Source organism: Streptomyces sp. NPDC051173 (genome assembly GCF_040689515.1).
GTDB lineage: Bacteria > Actinomycetota > Actinomycetes > Streptomycetales > Streptomycetaceae > Streptomyces.
Genome location: NZ_JBFBBD010000018.1, coordinates 54,589 through 68,806 on the forward strand (window position 1 = coordinate 54,589; position 14,218 = coordinate 68,806).

Consider the following 14,218-nt stretch of genomic DNA (forward strand, 5'->3'; position numbering starts at 1 on the left):
ATCAGGCGACTTCCGTCTCGCGCTCGATGGCCTTGAGGCGGTTCTTCAGCCGGTAGCTGGGACCGTTGATGGCGACGACTTCGCAGTGGTGCAGGAGGCGGTCGAGGATCGCAGTGGCGAGGACTTCGTCCCCGAAGACCTGGCCCCACTCGCTGAAGGTCTTGTTCGAGGTCAGGATGATGGAACCCTTTTCGTAGCGCTTCGAGATGACCTGGAAGACCAGGTTCGCCTCGGCGCGTTCGAGGGGCTGGTAACCAACTTCATCGACCACGAGAACGCTCGGCCGCAGGTAGGAGCCCAGCTTGCTGGTCAGACGTCCGGCCGCCTCGGCTGCCTTGAGGTTGCGGACCATGTCGTCGAGGCTGGTGGAGTAGATCGAGTATCCGGCCCGGCAGGCCGCGACCGCCAGCGCGATGTGGGTCTTGCCGACTCCGGGCGAACCGGCTGCCTCACCGCCTGGACGCTCGCGGCGGGGCTGGGTGGGAACGTCGCCAGTGGTGGTCCGGCGTCCCTTGCCGGTGGGCAAGCCGCCCCAATGCGTTTCGTCGACGACGCGGACTCCGCGGCCAACTGCCCGCGGGTGGATGGCCAGCAGCGTCTCGCCGCCGTTGTCGGGGGCTGTCGAGTGCAGCGTGACCTGCGACTTCGTGGCCCGGATCTCCACCAGTTGCCGGGGACGGACCTTACGGGCCGGCACCGAGTAGAGGTTGCCGCCGAAGGCGACCAGACAGTCCTTGCCGACCGGCCGCAGGTGCCGTTCGGCCACCAGATACGGGGTGGGCGGCAGCGGCCGGAGGGCCACGTGATCGCGGGCCGCCCGCTCGCCGATGACGTCCCGGTGTGTCTTGTGGATCTGGGCCCGCCGGTGAGGCACCCAGGCGGTGAATGCGGCGTCCTTCTCCTCGATGGAGGAGAAGGACCGGCCAGACAGAACGTGGTCGCGGACGATCAGGACTTGCCTCTCGACCCGGCCTTTTCCGGTGGGCCGGTAGGCGGCCAGGACGTCGATGTCGAAGTCGTAGTGACCGGCGAAGCCGACTGCCTCCGGATGCAGCGGGACGGCCTCACCTGGGGGCAGTCGGTACGCTGCCACCGGTATCGGTACGGTGCGCGACTGCGCGGTCTCACCCGACGACTACGTCACGCTCCTGGCCGCCCGTGAAGCGGGGGCGCTGAGCACCCGGGTCCGTGCCCTGATCTCGGCGATCGGCCTGACCGACGCGGCTCAGGTGGAGGACCTGCTCGACGCGATGGAGCAGTGGCGCTACAGCTCCGACCCGTGGCTGCGGGTGTGGGGAGTGAAGTTCGGCCTCGACGGCGGGCTGGAAGCCGGGGCCACCGAAGCGCCCTACGCCTGCGACCACACCTTCTCCGGAACCCTGACCTGGGAGCCCGACGCGCTCGTCGGGGCCGTCGAGGCCGTGGTCCGGCGCGGTTGGCGGGTGGGCACCCACGCCTACGGCGACCGCGCGGTCCGTGTCCTCCTGGACGTCTACGAACGCGCCCTCGCTCGCAACCCCGGTCTGCCCGCCGGTACGCTGGTGATGGAGCACGGCGGCCTGGCCGGCCCCGAACAGCGCGCACGCGCCGTCGACTTGGGCGTTCCCGTCACCATCCAACAGCCCTTGCTGCACGACACCGCCGAGGTGGAGACGGGGTTCTGGGGCCCGGAACGCGTGGCCGCGCTGTTCCCCGCCCGCGGCTGGCTCGACCAGGGCGCTCTGGTCGCCGCCGGGTCGGACTTCCCTGTCGGCCAGTTCGGCGCGATGCGCTCCGTGTGGGGCATGACCACCCGGCAGACGGTCATCGGCGTCCAGGGCCCCGAACACGCCATCACCTACGACGAAGCCGTCGCCCTGCACACCACCTGCGCCGCCCGACTGCTCGGCGAACACCACCTGCGCGGCAGTCTCACCCCCGGCCGCCTCGCCGACCTCACCATCTGGGACCAGGACCCCGCCCACTGCCCTCGCAGCACCCTGCGCGACCTCAACCCCACCCACACTCTCGTCGGCGGCCTCCTCGTCACCCCCGCCTGAGCGCGACAAGAGCGCCGGAGAGAAGGACGCCGCATTCGTACCGAACCGCACCGTCCGGGAAAGTGATGTGCCCTGCGCGGCGGGCCCCAGCGGACCCGGCCAGGTGATCGGCGAGCGTTGTCGTCACGAGCAGCCCGTGCCACCCGGGCCGCCGTAGAAGAAGTACTCGTTCCACGGGTCGGCGGCTTGGTTCACGACGGAGGTGAAACAGTTGGGGGAGGGCTGGGAGGCGGTCAGGGACGCCTGCACGGCTCCGCCCGACGCGGGGTAGTAGTAGACGTCGCGGTGGTACGCCGCGAACTGCCAGCCGGCTTCGGCGAAGGCGCCGCTGCCCATCGCGGGCCATGCCGTGTTGTCCACGACCTCGCCGCCGTAGTCGATGTCCGCCGCCGCGCCGCTCGCGAGCGGGCCGCTGCCGTAGAGGGAACCCGGGTAGTAGCCCACGGCGTGGCCCGCGTCGGTGCCGCCGAGGTAGAGCCACCAATTGCCGCCGTTGAAGTACCAGGCGACCTCCAGCTCGTACTGCGCGCCGCCCGAGACGCTGACCGGGGCCAGTGTGCCGCCGAAGGCCCAGGCCGAGTTCGTCTGGACGAAGGCGGAGCAGTCGAGGTTGTAGCAGCCGGTGTGCTGATAGCCGTCGGCCGTCCAGTAGATGAAGAGGCACGGCTGGGTCGTGCCGTACTTGCCCGGATAGATCTGGTAGCCGCATTCGGCGGTCTGCACCGGTGAGCCCGCCGCGTACCAGTGCTGCGAGAGCGAGAAGACCTGGCCGCCGATGCCGGGATCCCAGACGTTGATGAAGCTGTGGCCGCCGAGGTTGTCGGTGACCTGGTAGGCGTGGGCGTACTTGTGCACCCCCGACTGGATCTGCGGGCCCAGCCGTGGATGCCGGCCCGTGCCCAGCGGGCTCTTCCGGAAGAAGTCCCGCAGGGTGCCCCTGCGGGCCAGTTCGTCCAGAGTGACCCGGCGCAAGGCGATCGTGCCCGGCGGGCACGACATGGCGTGCCCGAACTTGTCGATGCGGTCGGACCTCAGCTGCGGGAGCAGCGGCAGGCTCTGCGGGGTGACGCGGGGGCCGGGCCCGGCGGGAGCGTCGGCCGGGGCGGCCGGGGCGCTCGTGGTACCGCGCAGCGCGGGCTGACGCTCCACCGGGACGCAGTCGAAGACCTGGCCGTTGTCGTCGACGAAGCTGTGCGGCACGTCCTCGATGCCGCGGTAGAGGGACTGGATGTGCGCCCTCATCGCGTCGAACTCCTCGGCGCCCACGGGACTTGTGGGGTGAGCCGCGGTGAAGGGCTCGTGGCCCGCGGAGTTCACGCTGTCGATGAAGGTGGAGAAGTCGGGAAAGTGAGCGTCGTTTCGTGAGGGCATGATCGGGCTCTCCGTTCCGATCGGTGCGGTCGGCCGTGCGCGGCGTCTCCTTGGATGTCCCCACGGACCGAGCGATTCAGCCGGAGAGTCCCTCGAACGGGACGTTCCATGCCGGACTTCGCAGCGCCTGCGGAGAGGGTCGCTCGGTCGCGGCAGCCCTTCAGCTTCGGACGGCGACCAGTGCCTGATTGGCTCCGGGAGCGTCGAGCAGAACGGTCCGGGGCTGCTGGAAGCCCGTCCCGGTCAGCCACCGGCTGTACTCGGCAGCGGTGTAGTTCTCCCCTCCGACGGTTTCGACGAGCATGTTCAGGCCCATCAGAGCCGCGGCCACGGGCCCCGACCGGTCGTCGTCGACCATCAGTTCGCTGATCACGACAGCACCCCCGGGCGGGAGCGCCGCATGGCACTTGGTCAGCAGTGCCCGCCCCGTGGGCTCGTCCCAGTCGTGCAGCACCATGGAGAGCAGGATCAAGTCGTGTCCCGGCGGCAGGGAGGCGTCGTTGAGGAAGTCGCCGGGGTGGACGGCGATGCGCTCGCCCAACCCGGCCTCGGCGGCGTGCGCCGCGGCGATGGGGCACACGTGCGGCAGGTCGAAGACGGTAGCGCGCAGGCTCGGATGGGCCCGGCAGAGTTCGATCGCGTACGCACCGGAGCCGCCGCCCACATCCAGCAGGCGCCGGTACGAACCGAGACCGGCTGCCCGGGCCAGCCGACGTGCGGTGGAGGAGGACAGGCTGTGCATGGCCTGCCAGAACGTTTCGAGGAGCGCCGGGTCCTCGCCCGAGAAGAGGCTCTCTTGCGTCCGCGGGTCCCAGGTGGTGGGTGCGTTCGTACGCAGGGCCTCGGTCAGGCGTCCCCACCCTGGATAGAGCCGCCGGTCCAGTATCCGGACCCAGCCGCCGAAGTAGTACGGCCGGGAAGGCACCAGGTAGGCCGCCGCCAGAGCGCTGTTGGCGAAGGCCCCGCCGTCTCCCGTCTCCAGGAGACCGAGCGCTGCGCATCCGGTGAGCAGCATCCGGGCGGGACGGTCAGCGATCTCCAGCTTCGCGGCGACCTGTGGCACGGTCGCGGACCCGAGCTCGTCGAGCCCGGCGAACAGCCCGAGCTCATGCGCCGCGGCCAGGGTCTTGAAGGCCCAGAAGCCTGTACTCAGCTCCATCAACGGCAGGGGCGAGGGAGGCTGCGGTGGGAAGTCGTCGGTGCTCATGGGCAGGCTGGCTCTTCCTCTTCCGACGTCATCGGCGGTATCTGTCAACGAGCCCCACAGCCCCCGGGTCACCGTGCCAGAGCCGTGATGCACCACCCCGTACCTTCCGCACGGTGCGTTCGCTGTCCCGGCTTGGTACGGGTAGGAGCCCTGCTCCGGGTGCTGTGGTCGATGGCGGTGGTGCGGTAGCCGACATCAACCCACGCCTTGCGGATACCGGGGTGGGCGGCGGTGATGCGGGAGAGGGCCGAGTCCCGGTTGCCGGTCAGGCCGTAGGGGGTGAGTCCGTGCGTGAGGGGGCCACCACGGTTGCCACGAGTCCGCGGGCGTAGGAGGCGTCGAGTTCGTCCGGGCGGAAGAGGATGCGGTACATCAGGGGGGCGACGACGTGGTCGATGACCGTTTCGGTGCCGGGTGTGTTCTCACCGCGCTCGGTTGCGCGGGTGAGGATGATGTCGATCTGCTCGGCGGCATAGGCGGAGCACCGGCCGGCGTTGCTGCCGTCCGGGTCGCCGAGCAGGGCGTCGCGGATGTAGGCGCGGCCTGCGGGGGAGGCCATCTCGTCGAAGAACTGCTCGGCCCAGGCGGTCAGGCTGGACGCCAGGTCACCGATGTCCTTGGGCGCCGTGTCGGGGCGCAGGCGCTCGACCGCCACGTCCGACATCAGTTCCTGCAGGTCTCCCCAGCGGCGGTAGATCGTCGACGGGGTTACGCCCGCGCGCTGGGCGACCATCGGTACGGTCAGGGCGTCCCGGCCCACCTCCGACGCGAGTTCGCGGACGGCGGCGTGCACTGATGCCTGGACTCGGGCGCTGCGCCCGCCGGGGCGTACCATCTGGCGGCTCATGACACCAGCTTAAAGCAAAATTGTTGCGTCTAGAGGGTGTGGATGCGTACCTCTGAAACGAGCCGCCTTCGATTCCGCCATTCCGCCGACCGTGCTGCCGCGGCCGCACGGCCCGCCCGGCCGCGGGCCGCCGCGGGCCCCCGCTCCAGAGCCGTCTCCGGCCACGCGTCGTGAGAAGTCGACCCCGAGCGGAGTCGAACAGGATCGGGGAACGGGCCCGGCGGGATCGCTCCGCCCGGGCCCGTGCTCCTGCTCAGGCCACCGGCGCGAGTTCGCGGGCCGGCTGGGTCTGCTCGTAGGCGTGACCGACCCGCAGCAGCACGCTTTCCCCGAGGGGGCGGCCGAGCAGTTGCATGCCTACCGGCAGGCCCGCCGCGTCGAGGCCGACCGGGACGGACAGGGACGGCACGCCGGTGATGTTGGCCGGGGCCGAGAGGCGTACGTACGCGTCGGAGACGTTCTCGACCGTCCCGTCGGGCCAGGTGATCACCTCCTCGTCGGCCGCCACCGCGGTGGCCGGGACCGAGGGGGCGGCGATGACGTCAACCTCGTCCAGCAGGCCGGCCCAGGCCTGGCGCATGAGGGTGCGGGAGCGTTGAGCGTGCAAGTAGTCCCCGGCGGGCATGAGTTGACCGGCTTCGAGGAGGATGCGGACGTCCGCCTGGTACAGCTCGGGAACTGTGCGCAGGGTCTGCTCGTGGTAGGCCGTGGCCTCCGGCACCATCAGGCCCCACTGGGTGGCCTGGATGTAGCGCGTCATCGGAATCTCCACCTCGACGAGCTGCGCGCCGAGGGCCTGAAGCTGGTCGATGGCGTGCCGCACGGTGGCTTCCACCTCTGCGTCGACGTGGTCGAAGTAGTAGTTGCGCGGCACGCCGACGCGCAGCCCGGCCAGGTCCGCACCCGCCCCCGGCCGGTAGTCCGCCCGGGGCGCGACCAGCGAGGCGGGATCGCGGGGGTCGTGGCCTGCGAGGACGGAAAGGACCAGGGCCGCGTCCTCCACGGTCCGGGTGATCGGGCCGACGTGGTCCAGCGACCAGGACAGTGACGTGACGCCCGGGCGGGGAACGAGGCCGTAGGTCGGCTTGAGGCCGACAACCCCGTTGAGCGCGGCGGGCACCCGGATGGACCCGCCGGTGTCGGTGCCCAGGCCGAAGGTCGCGGCGCCCGCGGCGACGGCGACAGCGGACCCGCCGCTGGAGCCACCCGCGATCCGGTCGCGGTTCCAGGCGTTGTTGGTCTGCGGGGTGGTCAGACCGTAGGCGAACTCATGGGTGTGGGTCTTGCCCAAGAGGACCGCACCGGCTGCCGACAGGCGCGCGGCGACGGTGCTGTCGGCCTCTGCGCGGTGGCCCGCGCGAACCCTGGAGCTGGCTGACGTCGCCACACCGGCGACGTTGATCAGGTCTTTCAGCCCCATGGGGATGCCGTGCAGCGGACTCCGGAGGTGGCCGCCTGAGGCCTCGTCCGCGGCCTCGCGGGCTTCCCGGCGGGCCTGTTCGGCCATGACGGCGACGTAGGCCTGAAGGTGCGGTTCCACCTTCTCGATGCGGTCGAGCACGGAGTCCACCAGCTCGACGGGGGAGAGCTGCCGGGCCTGGATCGCGTCAGCGGCTGCGGTCAGAGACAGTTCGAACGGCTGCATGGTGCTTCTCCTCTCATGCGCGGTAGGCGAATGCGGGTGGGGTGTCCCCGAAGTCGAGTTCCCGCAGGACGGCGATGACGGAATGGATGTGGTTGGCGGTGGCCGCGACCGCGTCGTGACGGTCGGCTGGCAACGGGAGTCCGGTACGGGCAGCCCAGCGGGCCGCTTCCGGGGGAGTGAGTTCATCGGCGGACACGGATCTGTCTCCTGATCAGCTGAAGTGGCGCAAGCCCTCGTTCGGCAAAAGCTAAATGTTTGCGTTAGGTGACTGTAGGGCCTGCGGTAACTTAAAGCAAACGCATTGCATTTAGCGCGAGGGGGTCACGCTCCCCATGCCCTGTGTCCCGAGTTGGCGCGTTCGCGTACGGACCCCGGCCAAGCCGACCGCACTGGCACCGCGAGTGAGGTAGGCCGCCGACGAGGTGCCCGTGGCCGGGCCCTTCCGGCGGCCCCTTCCCGAACCGGGCGGGCCCGATCTCCAGGCATCCGTGGATCAACTCGTTGCGTTTCATGCCTGCCATGACCGGCCGGAGTCTTCGGCATTGACGTCTCCATGACCCACTGGAGACGTCCCAGGCGAAATACGTTCTGGGCGAGGAAGGGGCTGCCGCGTCCCTTGGCTATACGCAGTCGACGGTGTCCCGGCAGATCGCCGCGATCGATGCCACCGCGCGAGAGCTGTCCGGCCTGCCCGGGCAGGCCGCGACGGTGCGCCTCGGCTGGCTGCCCAGCTCCGGTGCCGTCCTGGTTCCCTGCGCCCTGACCGCTCTGCGTCATGCGGACCCCGGCATTCAGGTCGTCGGCCGGGAGGGCGGCGCGCCGGTGCTTGTGCGCGCCCTGCGCGCCGGCAGTCTCGACCTGGCCCTGCTCGCGTCGGCGCCGCCGTTCCGGTCGCCGGACGCCGGGTCGCCCCCGTTCGCTCTGCGGACCCTCACCGAACGCGCCCTGTGTCTGGCGGTGCCCACGACGCATCCGCTCGCCCGTGGCGACTTCGTGGACGTGGCCGACTTGCGCGGGCAGCGCTGGATCGCAGGTCCCGCCTCGGGCGTGGACCGGCTGATGGGGGTGCGGGCAGGGCTGGACGAGCGTCCCGAGATCGCCCACACCGCCCGCGACTGGCTCGCCATGCTCCAACTGGTCACTGCGGGCTGTGGATTGACCAAGGTGCCCGCAGCGCTCGCTTCCGCCGCACCGCAAGGGGTCCGCATCCTGCCCGTCCGCGGCAGCCCCCAGGAACAACGGCGCCTGTTTCTCGCCCACCTTCCCCAGAAGCCGACCGATCCGGTGGCTCGTGTGGCAGCTGCCTTGCGCGCGGCGGCCCTCAACTCCGGGACAGCTGAGATTTCTTGACGCTAGGTCAGCCCCGTGCTGTTTCGATCAGCTCGAGGAGGTTGCCTTCCGGGTCGGTGACGTACGCGTACCGCATACCTTCGGTCGCTCCGGGTGCGGGCGGCGACACCGACCCGGCACCGCACACTGCGGTCAGGCGCGCGAACGCCGCGTTCAGATCCGGAACTTGAAGGGCGGGTGCGTGAAGGTCTGCGCGGAGGTGGCCGCGAACGGATCGGCGTGCGTGACTGGGCTCGAACCGGAACGTTCGACGAACTCCACTTCAGGCGCCAGCACTCTCCATGCCGGCCGCCTGGCTGCTGGCTACGAAGCGGATGGTGTTCTTGTCAGCCGCGACAGCTGAACCCGCGTCAGAACGCCGGCCAGGCCGCCGTCACCTCGGTGGAGCGCCGGTCCAAGGATTCGGACACGCCCGTGAGCTGCCCGATGTCGTCGTCAAGCCGAAGCCGATCCGCATCCGGGTACAGGAGCAGGAGCTGACGGTTCAGGAAGCCGTGGCCCGGCTCTCCTGACCAGGACGCGCGAAAGGGCGGCCGGTGCACCCGGCCGCCCAGCGCTCGGACGCGTCAGTCCTCGTTCGGCGGGCTGATGAACTCCAGGGTCCAGGTCTCCTGGAACTCCGGCGAGGGCTTGACCACCGTGATCTGCGCACCGCGGTGCCCGGCGCGCAGGGCGAGTTCATTCTCCGTCAGGATCTTCAACCCGCCGATGACACGCTCGAAGTGGAACTTGGCCAGCTCCTCGCGCTTGACGCTGTTCACGAAGAGCTTGTCCTCGGGAACGATCAGGCCCGCGGTGTCGTGCTGGGCGAGACGGATCACATACGGCGCGTTCGGCTCGGGCGTGAACGGCTCGATGAGCCACTCCTGCTCGATCGGCAAGGGGTTCAGCCGGTCGGTGATGACAGGCGCGCCGTACTTGATGGCGTACTCCGTCGCCGTCACCAGGGAGGTGGGGCCGATGATGTGGGCATGGATCTTGTAGATACCGGGCCGTACCGGAACGGGAGTCATGCGACAGGACTTCCTCTCTCGCGGTCCGCTGCACCGCCGACGAAACGTCGGAAGTGACACACGCCACCTTGGCGCCACCTGCGCCGCACCGCACGGTCGGAAATCGCCACATCCATTACGGCGCGGATCGATCGATCGCAGATGCGAAATCCGGCCCGGGCGGGCCGGCGGAGGCGGCGCTGACGGTCAGACTCTCGCGCACGCCGCGCAGGTTCGCCCCCGTGAGCAGAGCGACGAAGGAGATCGCCATCAGTACCCGGTCGTCCGCGAGCGTTGGCACCGCCAAGATGATGTTGTCCACGCCCGAGGTAACCGAGACCACTACCGTCACCACGTAGTCGACCAGCAGTGAGGCGGCGACCACCAGACCGGCTGAGGCGCCGAGGTTCGTCGAGGCGACCTCGTAGAGCCGCCGTCACTGGGGTAGGAGTTCACCACCTGGTGGTACGAGAGGACCACCACTGCCATCGGCGGGCACCCGGCGGTGTGTCAGGGCGGCGTCAGGGATGTGGCACGTCGCTTGAACCCGGCGGCCCGGCCTCCTTGAATGCTCCTTGTGAACAGCAATCTGCGCCACGACGACCGGCCGCCTCATACGGCGCTGCCCGGCTCTGCGCGCTGTTCACTTCCGGTGCGCTAGACGCATCCGCTTCACCGACGCCACGGCTGCGCTCCACGTGTAGCCCGGTAGTCCTCACTTATCGCAGTGGCCCCAGGCGGCGCGCGCCGCCGACAGTGCCGCTTTCGCTCGCACGGCAGTCCCGCCAATCGGCGGAGTGCTGCCGCCCTCGCTCATACCCGGAGTGGATTCCTCATGTCTTCTGCCGTTTCGTTCGCCTCCCGGACCGTGCTGGTCACCGGTGCCACCTCCGGCATCGGCTGGGAGACCGCCCGGCTGCTCGCCGACCAAGGGAACACGGTCATCGTCCACGCCCCGGACCAGGCGTCAGGCGACGACGCCATCGCCCGTCTCGTGGCGGCCGGCGCCGACACCCTGCGGCTGCGCCTGGTCGTCGCGGACTTCTCCCGGCTGGAGGAGGTACGGGCCATGGGCGCCCGCGTAGCCGAGGAGCACCCCGTCCTCGACGTCCTGGTCAACAACGCCGCCGTCGTCGCGCCCGAACGACGCACCATGACCGCCGACGGCAACGAGATCTCCCTCCAGGTCAACTTCCTCGCCGCCTACCTCCTCACCCACGAGCTCTCCGGCCCGCTCGGCGCCCGCCCCGGCGCCCGCGTGGTCAACGTGTCGTCCTCCATGCACCGCACCGCGTCCATCGCATGGAACGACCCGCACCGCGCCAAGCGCTACTCCCGCCTGGCCGCCTACGCCCAGTCCCAGCTCGCCCTGACGATCTTCGCCCGCGAGCAGGCGCCCTGGACCTCCGTCAGCGTGCACCCCGGCGTCTGCGACACCGCCCTGCTGCCGATGTACGCCCACGAGGGCGACTCCGCCACCGAAGGCGCCGAGCGCGTCGTGCGCCTGTGCGACCCCGCGACCCAGCTCGTCCCCGGCGCCTACTACGACCGCACCGCGCTCTCCCCGGCCGCCCCGGTCGCGATGGAGGACCGCACGGTGCGCCGCCTGAGCAGGCTCGCCGACCAGCTGGTCGCCCAGTCCGCTTGAAACCCGCCCCCTGTAACTCCCCGTACGAAGAAGGGAGGACACCAGTGTCCAAGCGCGCCCGTAAGAAGCGGTCCCGCCGCAAGAAGAAGGCCAACCACGGCAGCAAGGCCTGCAGCTGACGGCAGGGCACCAGCGTCGGAGGGCGGTACGGCGCGATCATGGTGCCGTACCGCCCGCTTCCCGCGCGCATCCTGGAGCGGTAGATGTCGATCGAGAACTCTCGTCGTGCAGTCCCGGCCGTCGGGCCGTGGGCGCCCTGGTTCCCTGCCGGCCGTCCCGGCCTGGGGGCGCTGCCCGAGCACGCGGGGCGTACGGGAAACGGGACTTGGTGGGCCGACCACCCCTTCGAGCCCTGGGCCGCGGCGGTCTCGTGCGGTGGTTACACCGTCCTGGCCGGCGACCCGCGCGCGACGGATCCCGCCGACCTCGCGCCGCTGGCCCACACGTACGTCGTCGCACCGGACCGCTTCCTGCCCGTCCTCGGCGCCGCGTTCGAACGGATCATCCCTTGGGAGCGCATGATCTGGGTGCACCGTGACCCGGCTCCCGCCGTACCCCGCGCCCCTCGGCCGACCGTGCGCCGTCTCACCCCCAGGGACACCCCCGCCGTCCGGGCCCTCGGCCCGGACCTCGCCTGGCTCGGCGCCAGCTGGGGCGGCCCCGCAGGCCTCACGGCATCCGGCCGCGGCTGGGGCGCCTTCCGCGAAGGGCGTCTACTCTCCCTCGCCTGCGTGCACTTCTCCGGCAGCCGCTACGAGGACATCGCCGTCGCCACCCTCCCCACCGAGCGCGGCCGGGGCCTGGCCACCGCGTGCGTACGCGCACTGTGCGCGGACATCACCGCCCGGGGGAGCGCGCCGAGCTGGACCTGCTCCCGCGACAATCACCCCAGCCGCGGCCTCGCCGCGAAGACCGGCTTCCACCTGATCCACGAGTACGTCCACTACGCGGTCGGAGCGCCGTCGGCGCTCCAGCCCAGGTCCCAGGTGGCAGCCGCCCCGTAGGCGCAGCCAGTTGGGCACCACGTCCAAGCCCGGCCGTTCACGGCCGGGTCAAGTCCGTGTCGGTGGATGCTTCGCGATCGTCAGCTTCCCGAGCAGGGGGACTCGGTGTGGCTGCATACGGATCGTGACCGCACTCGGAGTGAACCGTCAGCCGGTACGCGCGGGATTGAAATCGACCGGCCGACGCGCTCGTCCTTCCAGCGAATCACGGAGAACGCGGGCGCTCCCGCCTTCGTGGCCGGCCACCACCGAGCTATCCCGCGCTGGGTGGTGACAGCCGCTGTGTGATCCGGTCGAACAGCTCCGTCAGCGGCTCGCCGACCTCCCGGCCGAACTCGGTCAGTCCGTAGGTGACCTGGGGCGGCGTCGTCGGTTCGACCTCCCGCCAGACCAGGCCGTCCTGGACCAGCGCGCGCAGGGTCTGAGCGAGCATCTTCTCGCTGATGCCCTGGATGCTCTCGCGCAGCTCGTAGAACCGGAGGTCATTGCTCCGCAAGGAGATCAACACCCAGATGCCCCACCTGCTGGTCGCATGGTCGACCACATCGCGCGCCGGGCAGTCGGTGTGAAACACCTCATACCGTTGCCCTGCCTCGGCCTGCCTGTCCTGCGCGCCTACCACCATGTGCCGAGCTTACGTCAAGGTATGTACTTACCAGAAGTTAGTCCCGGCTCCTAGCGTGAAGACCACAGAGGACATCGGACAAGGAGCTGTTCATGATCGTGGTGACCGGGGCTACCGGGAATGTGGGCCGGCCGCTGACGCGGGCGCTGGCCGAGGCGGGCCGGCAGGTGACGGCGGTGTCGCGGCACGAGGCGGCCGTGCCGGACGGTGTCCGCCACGTGGTGGCCGACTTGGCCGAACCGACCAGCCTTGAGCCCGCGTTGGCCGGGGCGACGGCGCTGTTCCTGCTGCTGTCCGGAGACATGCATGCCGCCGGGGCCCACCCGGCCGACGTCATCGGCCAAGCCGCGGCCGGCGGGGTCCGGCGAGTTGTCCTGCTCTCCTCGCAGGGCGTGGCGACCAGGCCCTTCGGCCCGACGCGGATCGCGCTGCGCGGGGTGGAGGACGCACTGCGGGACTCCGGCCTGGACTGGGCCATCCTGCGGCCGGGCGGCTTCGCCTCAAACGCGCTGTGGTGGGCCGAATCCGTCCGCACGCGGCGGGTTGTCGCCGCGCCCTTCGGCGACGTCGGGGTGCCGATCATCGACCCGGCGGACATCGCCGAGGTCGCGGCGGCCTGCCTGTTGGACGACCGGCACACCACCGGCGGGGTGTACGAACTGACCGGCCCGGAGGTGATCACGCCGCGCCAGCAGGCAGATGCCATCGCCGCCACGCTGGGCTCGCCAGTGCGGTTCCACGACCTCACCCGCGACGAGGCCAAGGCGGCCATGGCCCAGAGCATGCCGGTGGAACTCGCCGAGGACACCCTGGACATCCTCGGCTCCCCGACCCCGGCCGAGGTGCGCGTCAGCCCGGACCTGCAGCGGGTCCTCGACCGCGCCCCACGTCCCTTCGCCGACTGGGCCGCCCGCAATGTCGCCGCGTTCCGCTGAGTCCGGTCGGCGTCGCTGGAACTGCCCGGCGTGCCCGGCGATCCACTGCTGACGATCGAGGAACCTGATCCGAAGGCAGCGCTGGCGCTATGGACCGGGACTGAACACTCCCGGTGGCCAGTTTGCCGTGGCCGCCATCGGCACCGCATGCTCACGGTGCTCTTTGCTCGTGCTCTGTACCGCCACGCTCTGACAGTGCGGAGCGCTTAGCAATAGGGTCACGCCTAGTGAGTGTCGGGGAAGCCCCGTTCAGGGCAGGCGAGTTGGTAGTGCCTGTGCTGATGGGGGGCAGGATGCCGGGGCACGGCGTGCGTATTCGACAGATCTGTCCGATGCGGAGTGGACGGTGCTGGCGCCACTCGTGCCGCCATCGAAACCCCTCCGTCGACAACCGCCCCATCGAACGCCCTATGTCAATCGCCTCGGTTTCAATCTCGTCGGCGCCTGCGACTTCGAATGCCCCCGGGGCAGCGGCATCTTGACACGTAGCAATGACTGGCGCCTCGGCCTCAGCGGCCCACACCCAGCCGAGCCACGAACACGACGCAGTCCACC

Annotated in this window: 12 protein-coding genes and 3 pseudogenes; 5 read left to right on the top strand and 10 right to left on the bottom strand. The window is 70.2% G+C overall.

Features of this window, described 5'->3' with window-relative positions:
- Position 1: 1 nt before the first annotated feature.
- Both AB0435_RS13180 and AB0435_RS13185 read right to left on the bottom strand, forming a co-directional pair.
- Positions 2 to 436 (bottom strand): annotated as a pseudogene (locus AB0435_RS13180) (ATP-binding protein); the annotation flags it as partial.
- A gap of 27 nt (positions 437 to 463) precedes the next feature.
- Positions 464 to 1,072: pseudogene (locus AB0435_RS13185) on the bottom strand (IS21 family transposase); the annotation flags it as partial.
- A 34-nt stretch (positions 1,073 to 1,106) separates the two neighbouring features.
- Here AB0435_RS13185 and AB0435_RS13190 point away from each other — a divergent pair.
- Positions 1,107 to 2,039 carry an amidohydrolase family protein gene (locus AB0435_RS13190; protein WP_366426971.1) on the top strand — a complete coding sequence of 311 codons (933 nt, stop codon included), beginning with the start codon at positions 1,107 to 1,109 and terminating at the stop codon, positions 2,037 to 2,039.
- A 123-nt stretch (positions 2,040 to 2,162) separates the two neighbouring features.
- Here the strand turns inward: AB0435_RS13190 and AB0435_RS13195 are convergent, their stop codons facing one another.
- The 5 genes from AB0435_RS13195 to AB0435_RS13215 all read right to left on the bottom strand — a co-directional run bounded on the left by AB0435_RS13195 (position 2,163) and on the right by AB0435_RS13215 (position 7,305).
- Complete coding sequence (locus tag AB0435_RS13195) at positions 2,163 to 3,410, bottom strand: neprosin family prolyl endopeptidase (RefSeq protein ID WP_366008107.1); 1,248 nt, start codon at positions 3,408 to 3,410, stop codon at positions 2,163 to 2,165.
- A 160-nt stretch (positions 3,411 to 3,570) separates the two neighbouring features.
- Complete coding sequence (locus tag AB0435_RS13200) at positions 3,571 to 4,617, bottom strand: methyltransferase (RefSeq protein ID WP_366008108.1); 1,047 nt, start codon at positions 4,615 to 4,617, stop codon at positions 3,571 to 3,573.
- A gap of 265 nt (positions 4,618 to 4,882) precedes the next feature.
- On the bottom strand, positions 4,883 to 5,464 hold the full coding sequence (locus tag AB0435_RS13205; protein ID WP_366426972.1) for a TetR/AcrR family transcriptional regulator: 582 nt from the start codon (positions 5,462 to 5,464) through the stop codon (positions 4,883 to 4,885).
- 253 nt (positions 5,465 to 5,717) lie between these two features.
- A complete protein-coding gene (locus AB0435_RS13210; RefSeq protein WP_366426973.1) occupies positions 5,718 to 7,109 on the bottom strand; it encodes an amidase in 1,392 nt (463 codons plus the stop codon).
- A gap of 13 nt (positions 7,110 to 7,122) precedes the next feature.
- Positions 7,123 to 7,305 carry a hypothetical protein gene (locus AB0435_RS13215; protein WP_366008111.1) on the bottom strand — a complete coding sequence of 61 codons (183 nt, stop codon included), beginning with the start codon at positions 7,303 to 7,305 and terminating at the stop codon, positions 7,123 to 7,125.
- Positions 7,306 to 7,670: 365 nt separating this feature from the next.
- Between AB0435_RS13215 and AB0435_RS13220 the strand changes: the two genes are divergently transcribed.
- Positions 7,671 to 8,459 (top strand): LysR substrate-binding domain-containing protein, encoded by a 789-nt coding sequence (locus tag AB0435_RS13220; RefSeq protein ID WP_366008118.1) that lies wholly within the window; start codon positions 7,671 to 7,673, stop codon positions 8,457 to 8,459.
- Positions 8,460 to 9,025: 566 nt separating this feature from the next.
- Here AB0435_RS13220 and AB0435_RS13225 read toward each other — a convergent pair.
- Together AB0435_RS13225 and AB0435_RS13230 are read right to left on the bottom strand one after the other, a co-directional pair.
- On the bottom strand, positions 9,026 to 9,472 hold the full coding sequence (locus AB0435_RS13225; RefSeq protein WP_366008112.1) for a hypothetical protein: 447 nt from the start codon (positions 9,470 to 9,472) through the stop codon (positions 9,026 to 9,028).
- A gap of 190 nt (positions 9,473 to 9,662) precedes the next feature.
- Positions 9,663 to 9,940 (bottom strand): annotated as a pseudogene (locus AB0435_RS13230) (amino acid permease); the annotation flags it as partial.
- A gap of 346 nt (positions 9,941 to 10,286) precedes the next feature.
- Here AB0435_RS13230 and AB0435_RS13235 point away from each other — a divergent pair.
- Together AB0435_RS13235 and AB0435_RS13240 are read left to right on the top strand one after the other, a co-directional pair.
- Positions 10,287 to 11,099, top strand: a complete 813-nt coding sequence (locus AB0435_RS13235) for an SDR family NAD(P)-dependent oxidoreductase (protein WP_366008113.1) — start codon at positions 10,287 to 10,289, stop codon at positions 11,097 to 11,099.
- A 203-nt stretch (positions 11,100 to 11,302) separates the two neighbouring features.
- Positions 11,303 to 12,103, top strand: coding sequence for a GNAT family N-acetyltransferase (locus AB0435_RS13240; RefSeq protein WP_366426974.1), 801 nt, complete (start codon positions 11,303 to 11,305; stop codon positions 12,101 to 12,103).
- 253 nt (positions 12,104 to 12,356) lie between these two features.
- Here the strand turns inward: AB0435_RS13240 and AB0435_RS13245 are convergent, their stop codons facing one another.
- Complete coding sequence (locus AB0435_RS13245) at positions 12,357 to 12,728, bottom strand: helix-turn-helix domain-containing protein (RefSeq protein ID WP_366008115.1); 372 nt, start codon at positions 12,726 to 12,728, stop codon at positions 12,357 to 12,359.
- Positions 12,729 to 12,820: 92 nt separating this feature from the next.
- Here AB0435_RS13245 and AB0435_RS13250 point away from each other — a divergent pair, with 92 nt between their 5' ends.
- The gene (locus AB0435_RS13250; RefSeq protein WP_366426975.1) at positions 12,821 to 13,663 is read left to right on the top strand and encodes an NAD(P)H-binding protein; all 843 of its coding nucleotides are present in this window, start codon (positions 12,821 to 12,823) and stop codon (positions 13,661 to 13,663) included.
- Positions 13,664 to 14,218: the final 555 nt, after the last annotated feature.

What these genes read in the sequence shown, in the direction of transcription:
- AB0435_RS13195 (WP_366008107.1), bottom strand. Translation starts at nt 3,410, where the DNA reads ATGCCCTCACGAAACGACGCTCACTTTCCCGACTTCTCCACCTTCATC.
- AB0435_RS13200 (WP_366008108.1), bottom strand. Translation starts at nt 4,617, where the DNA reads ATGAGCACCGACGACTTCCCACCGCAGCCTCCCTCGCCCCTGCCGTTG.
- AB0435_RS13205 (WP_366426972.1), bottom strand. Translation starts at nt 5,464, where the DNA reads ATGAGCCGCCAGATGGTACGCCCCGGCGGGCGCAGCGCCCGAGTCCAG.
- AB0435_RS13210 (WP_366426973.1), bottom strand. Translation starts at nt 7,109, where the DNA reads ATGCAGCCGTTCGAACTGTCTCTGACCGCAGCCGCTGACGCGATCCAG.
- AB0435_RS13225 (WP_366008112.1), bottom strand. Translation starts at nt 9,472, where the DNA reads ATGACTCCCGTTCCGGTACGGCCCGGTATCTACAAGATCCATGCCCAC.
- AB0435_RS13235 (WP_366008113.1), top strand. Translation starts at nt 10,287, where the DNA reads ATGTCTTCTGCCGTTTCGTTCGCCTCCCGGACCGTGCTGGTCACCGGT.
- AB0435_RS13240 (WP_366426974.1), top strand. Translation starts at nt 11,303, where the DNA reads ATGTCGATCGAGAACTCTCGTCGTGCAGTCCCGGCCGTCGGGCCGTGG.
- AB0435_RS13245 (WP_366008115.1), bottom strand. Translation starts at nt 12,728, where the DNA reads ATGGTGGTAGGCGCGCAGGACAGGCAGGCCGAGGCAGGGCAACGGTAT.
- AB0435_RS13250 (WP_366426975.1), top strand. Translation starts at nt 12,821, where the DNA reads ATGATCGTGGTGACCGGGGCTACCGGGAATGTGGGCCGGCCGCTGACG.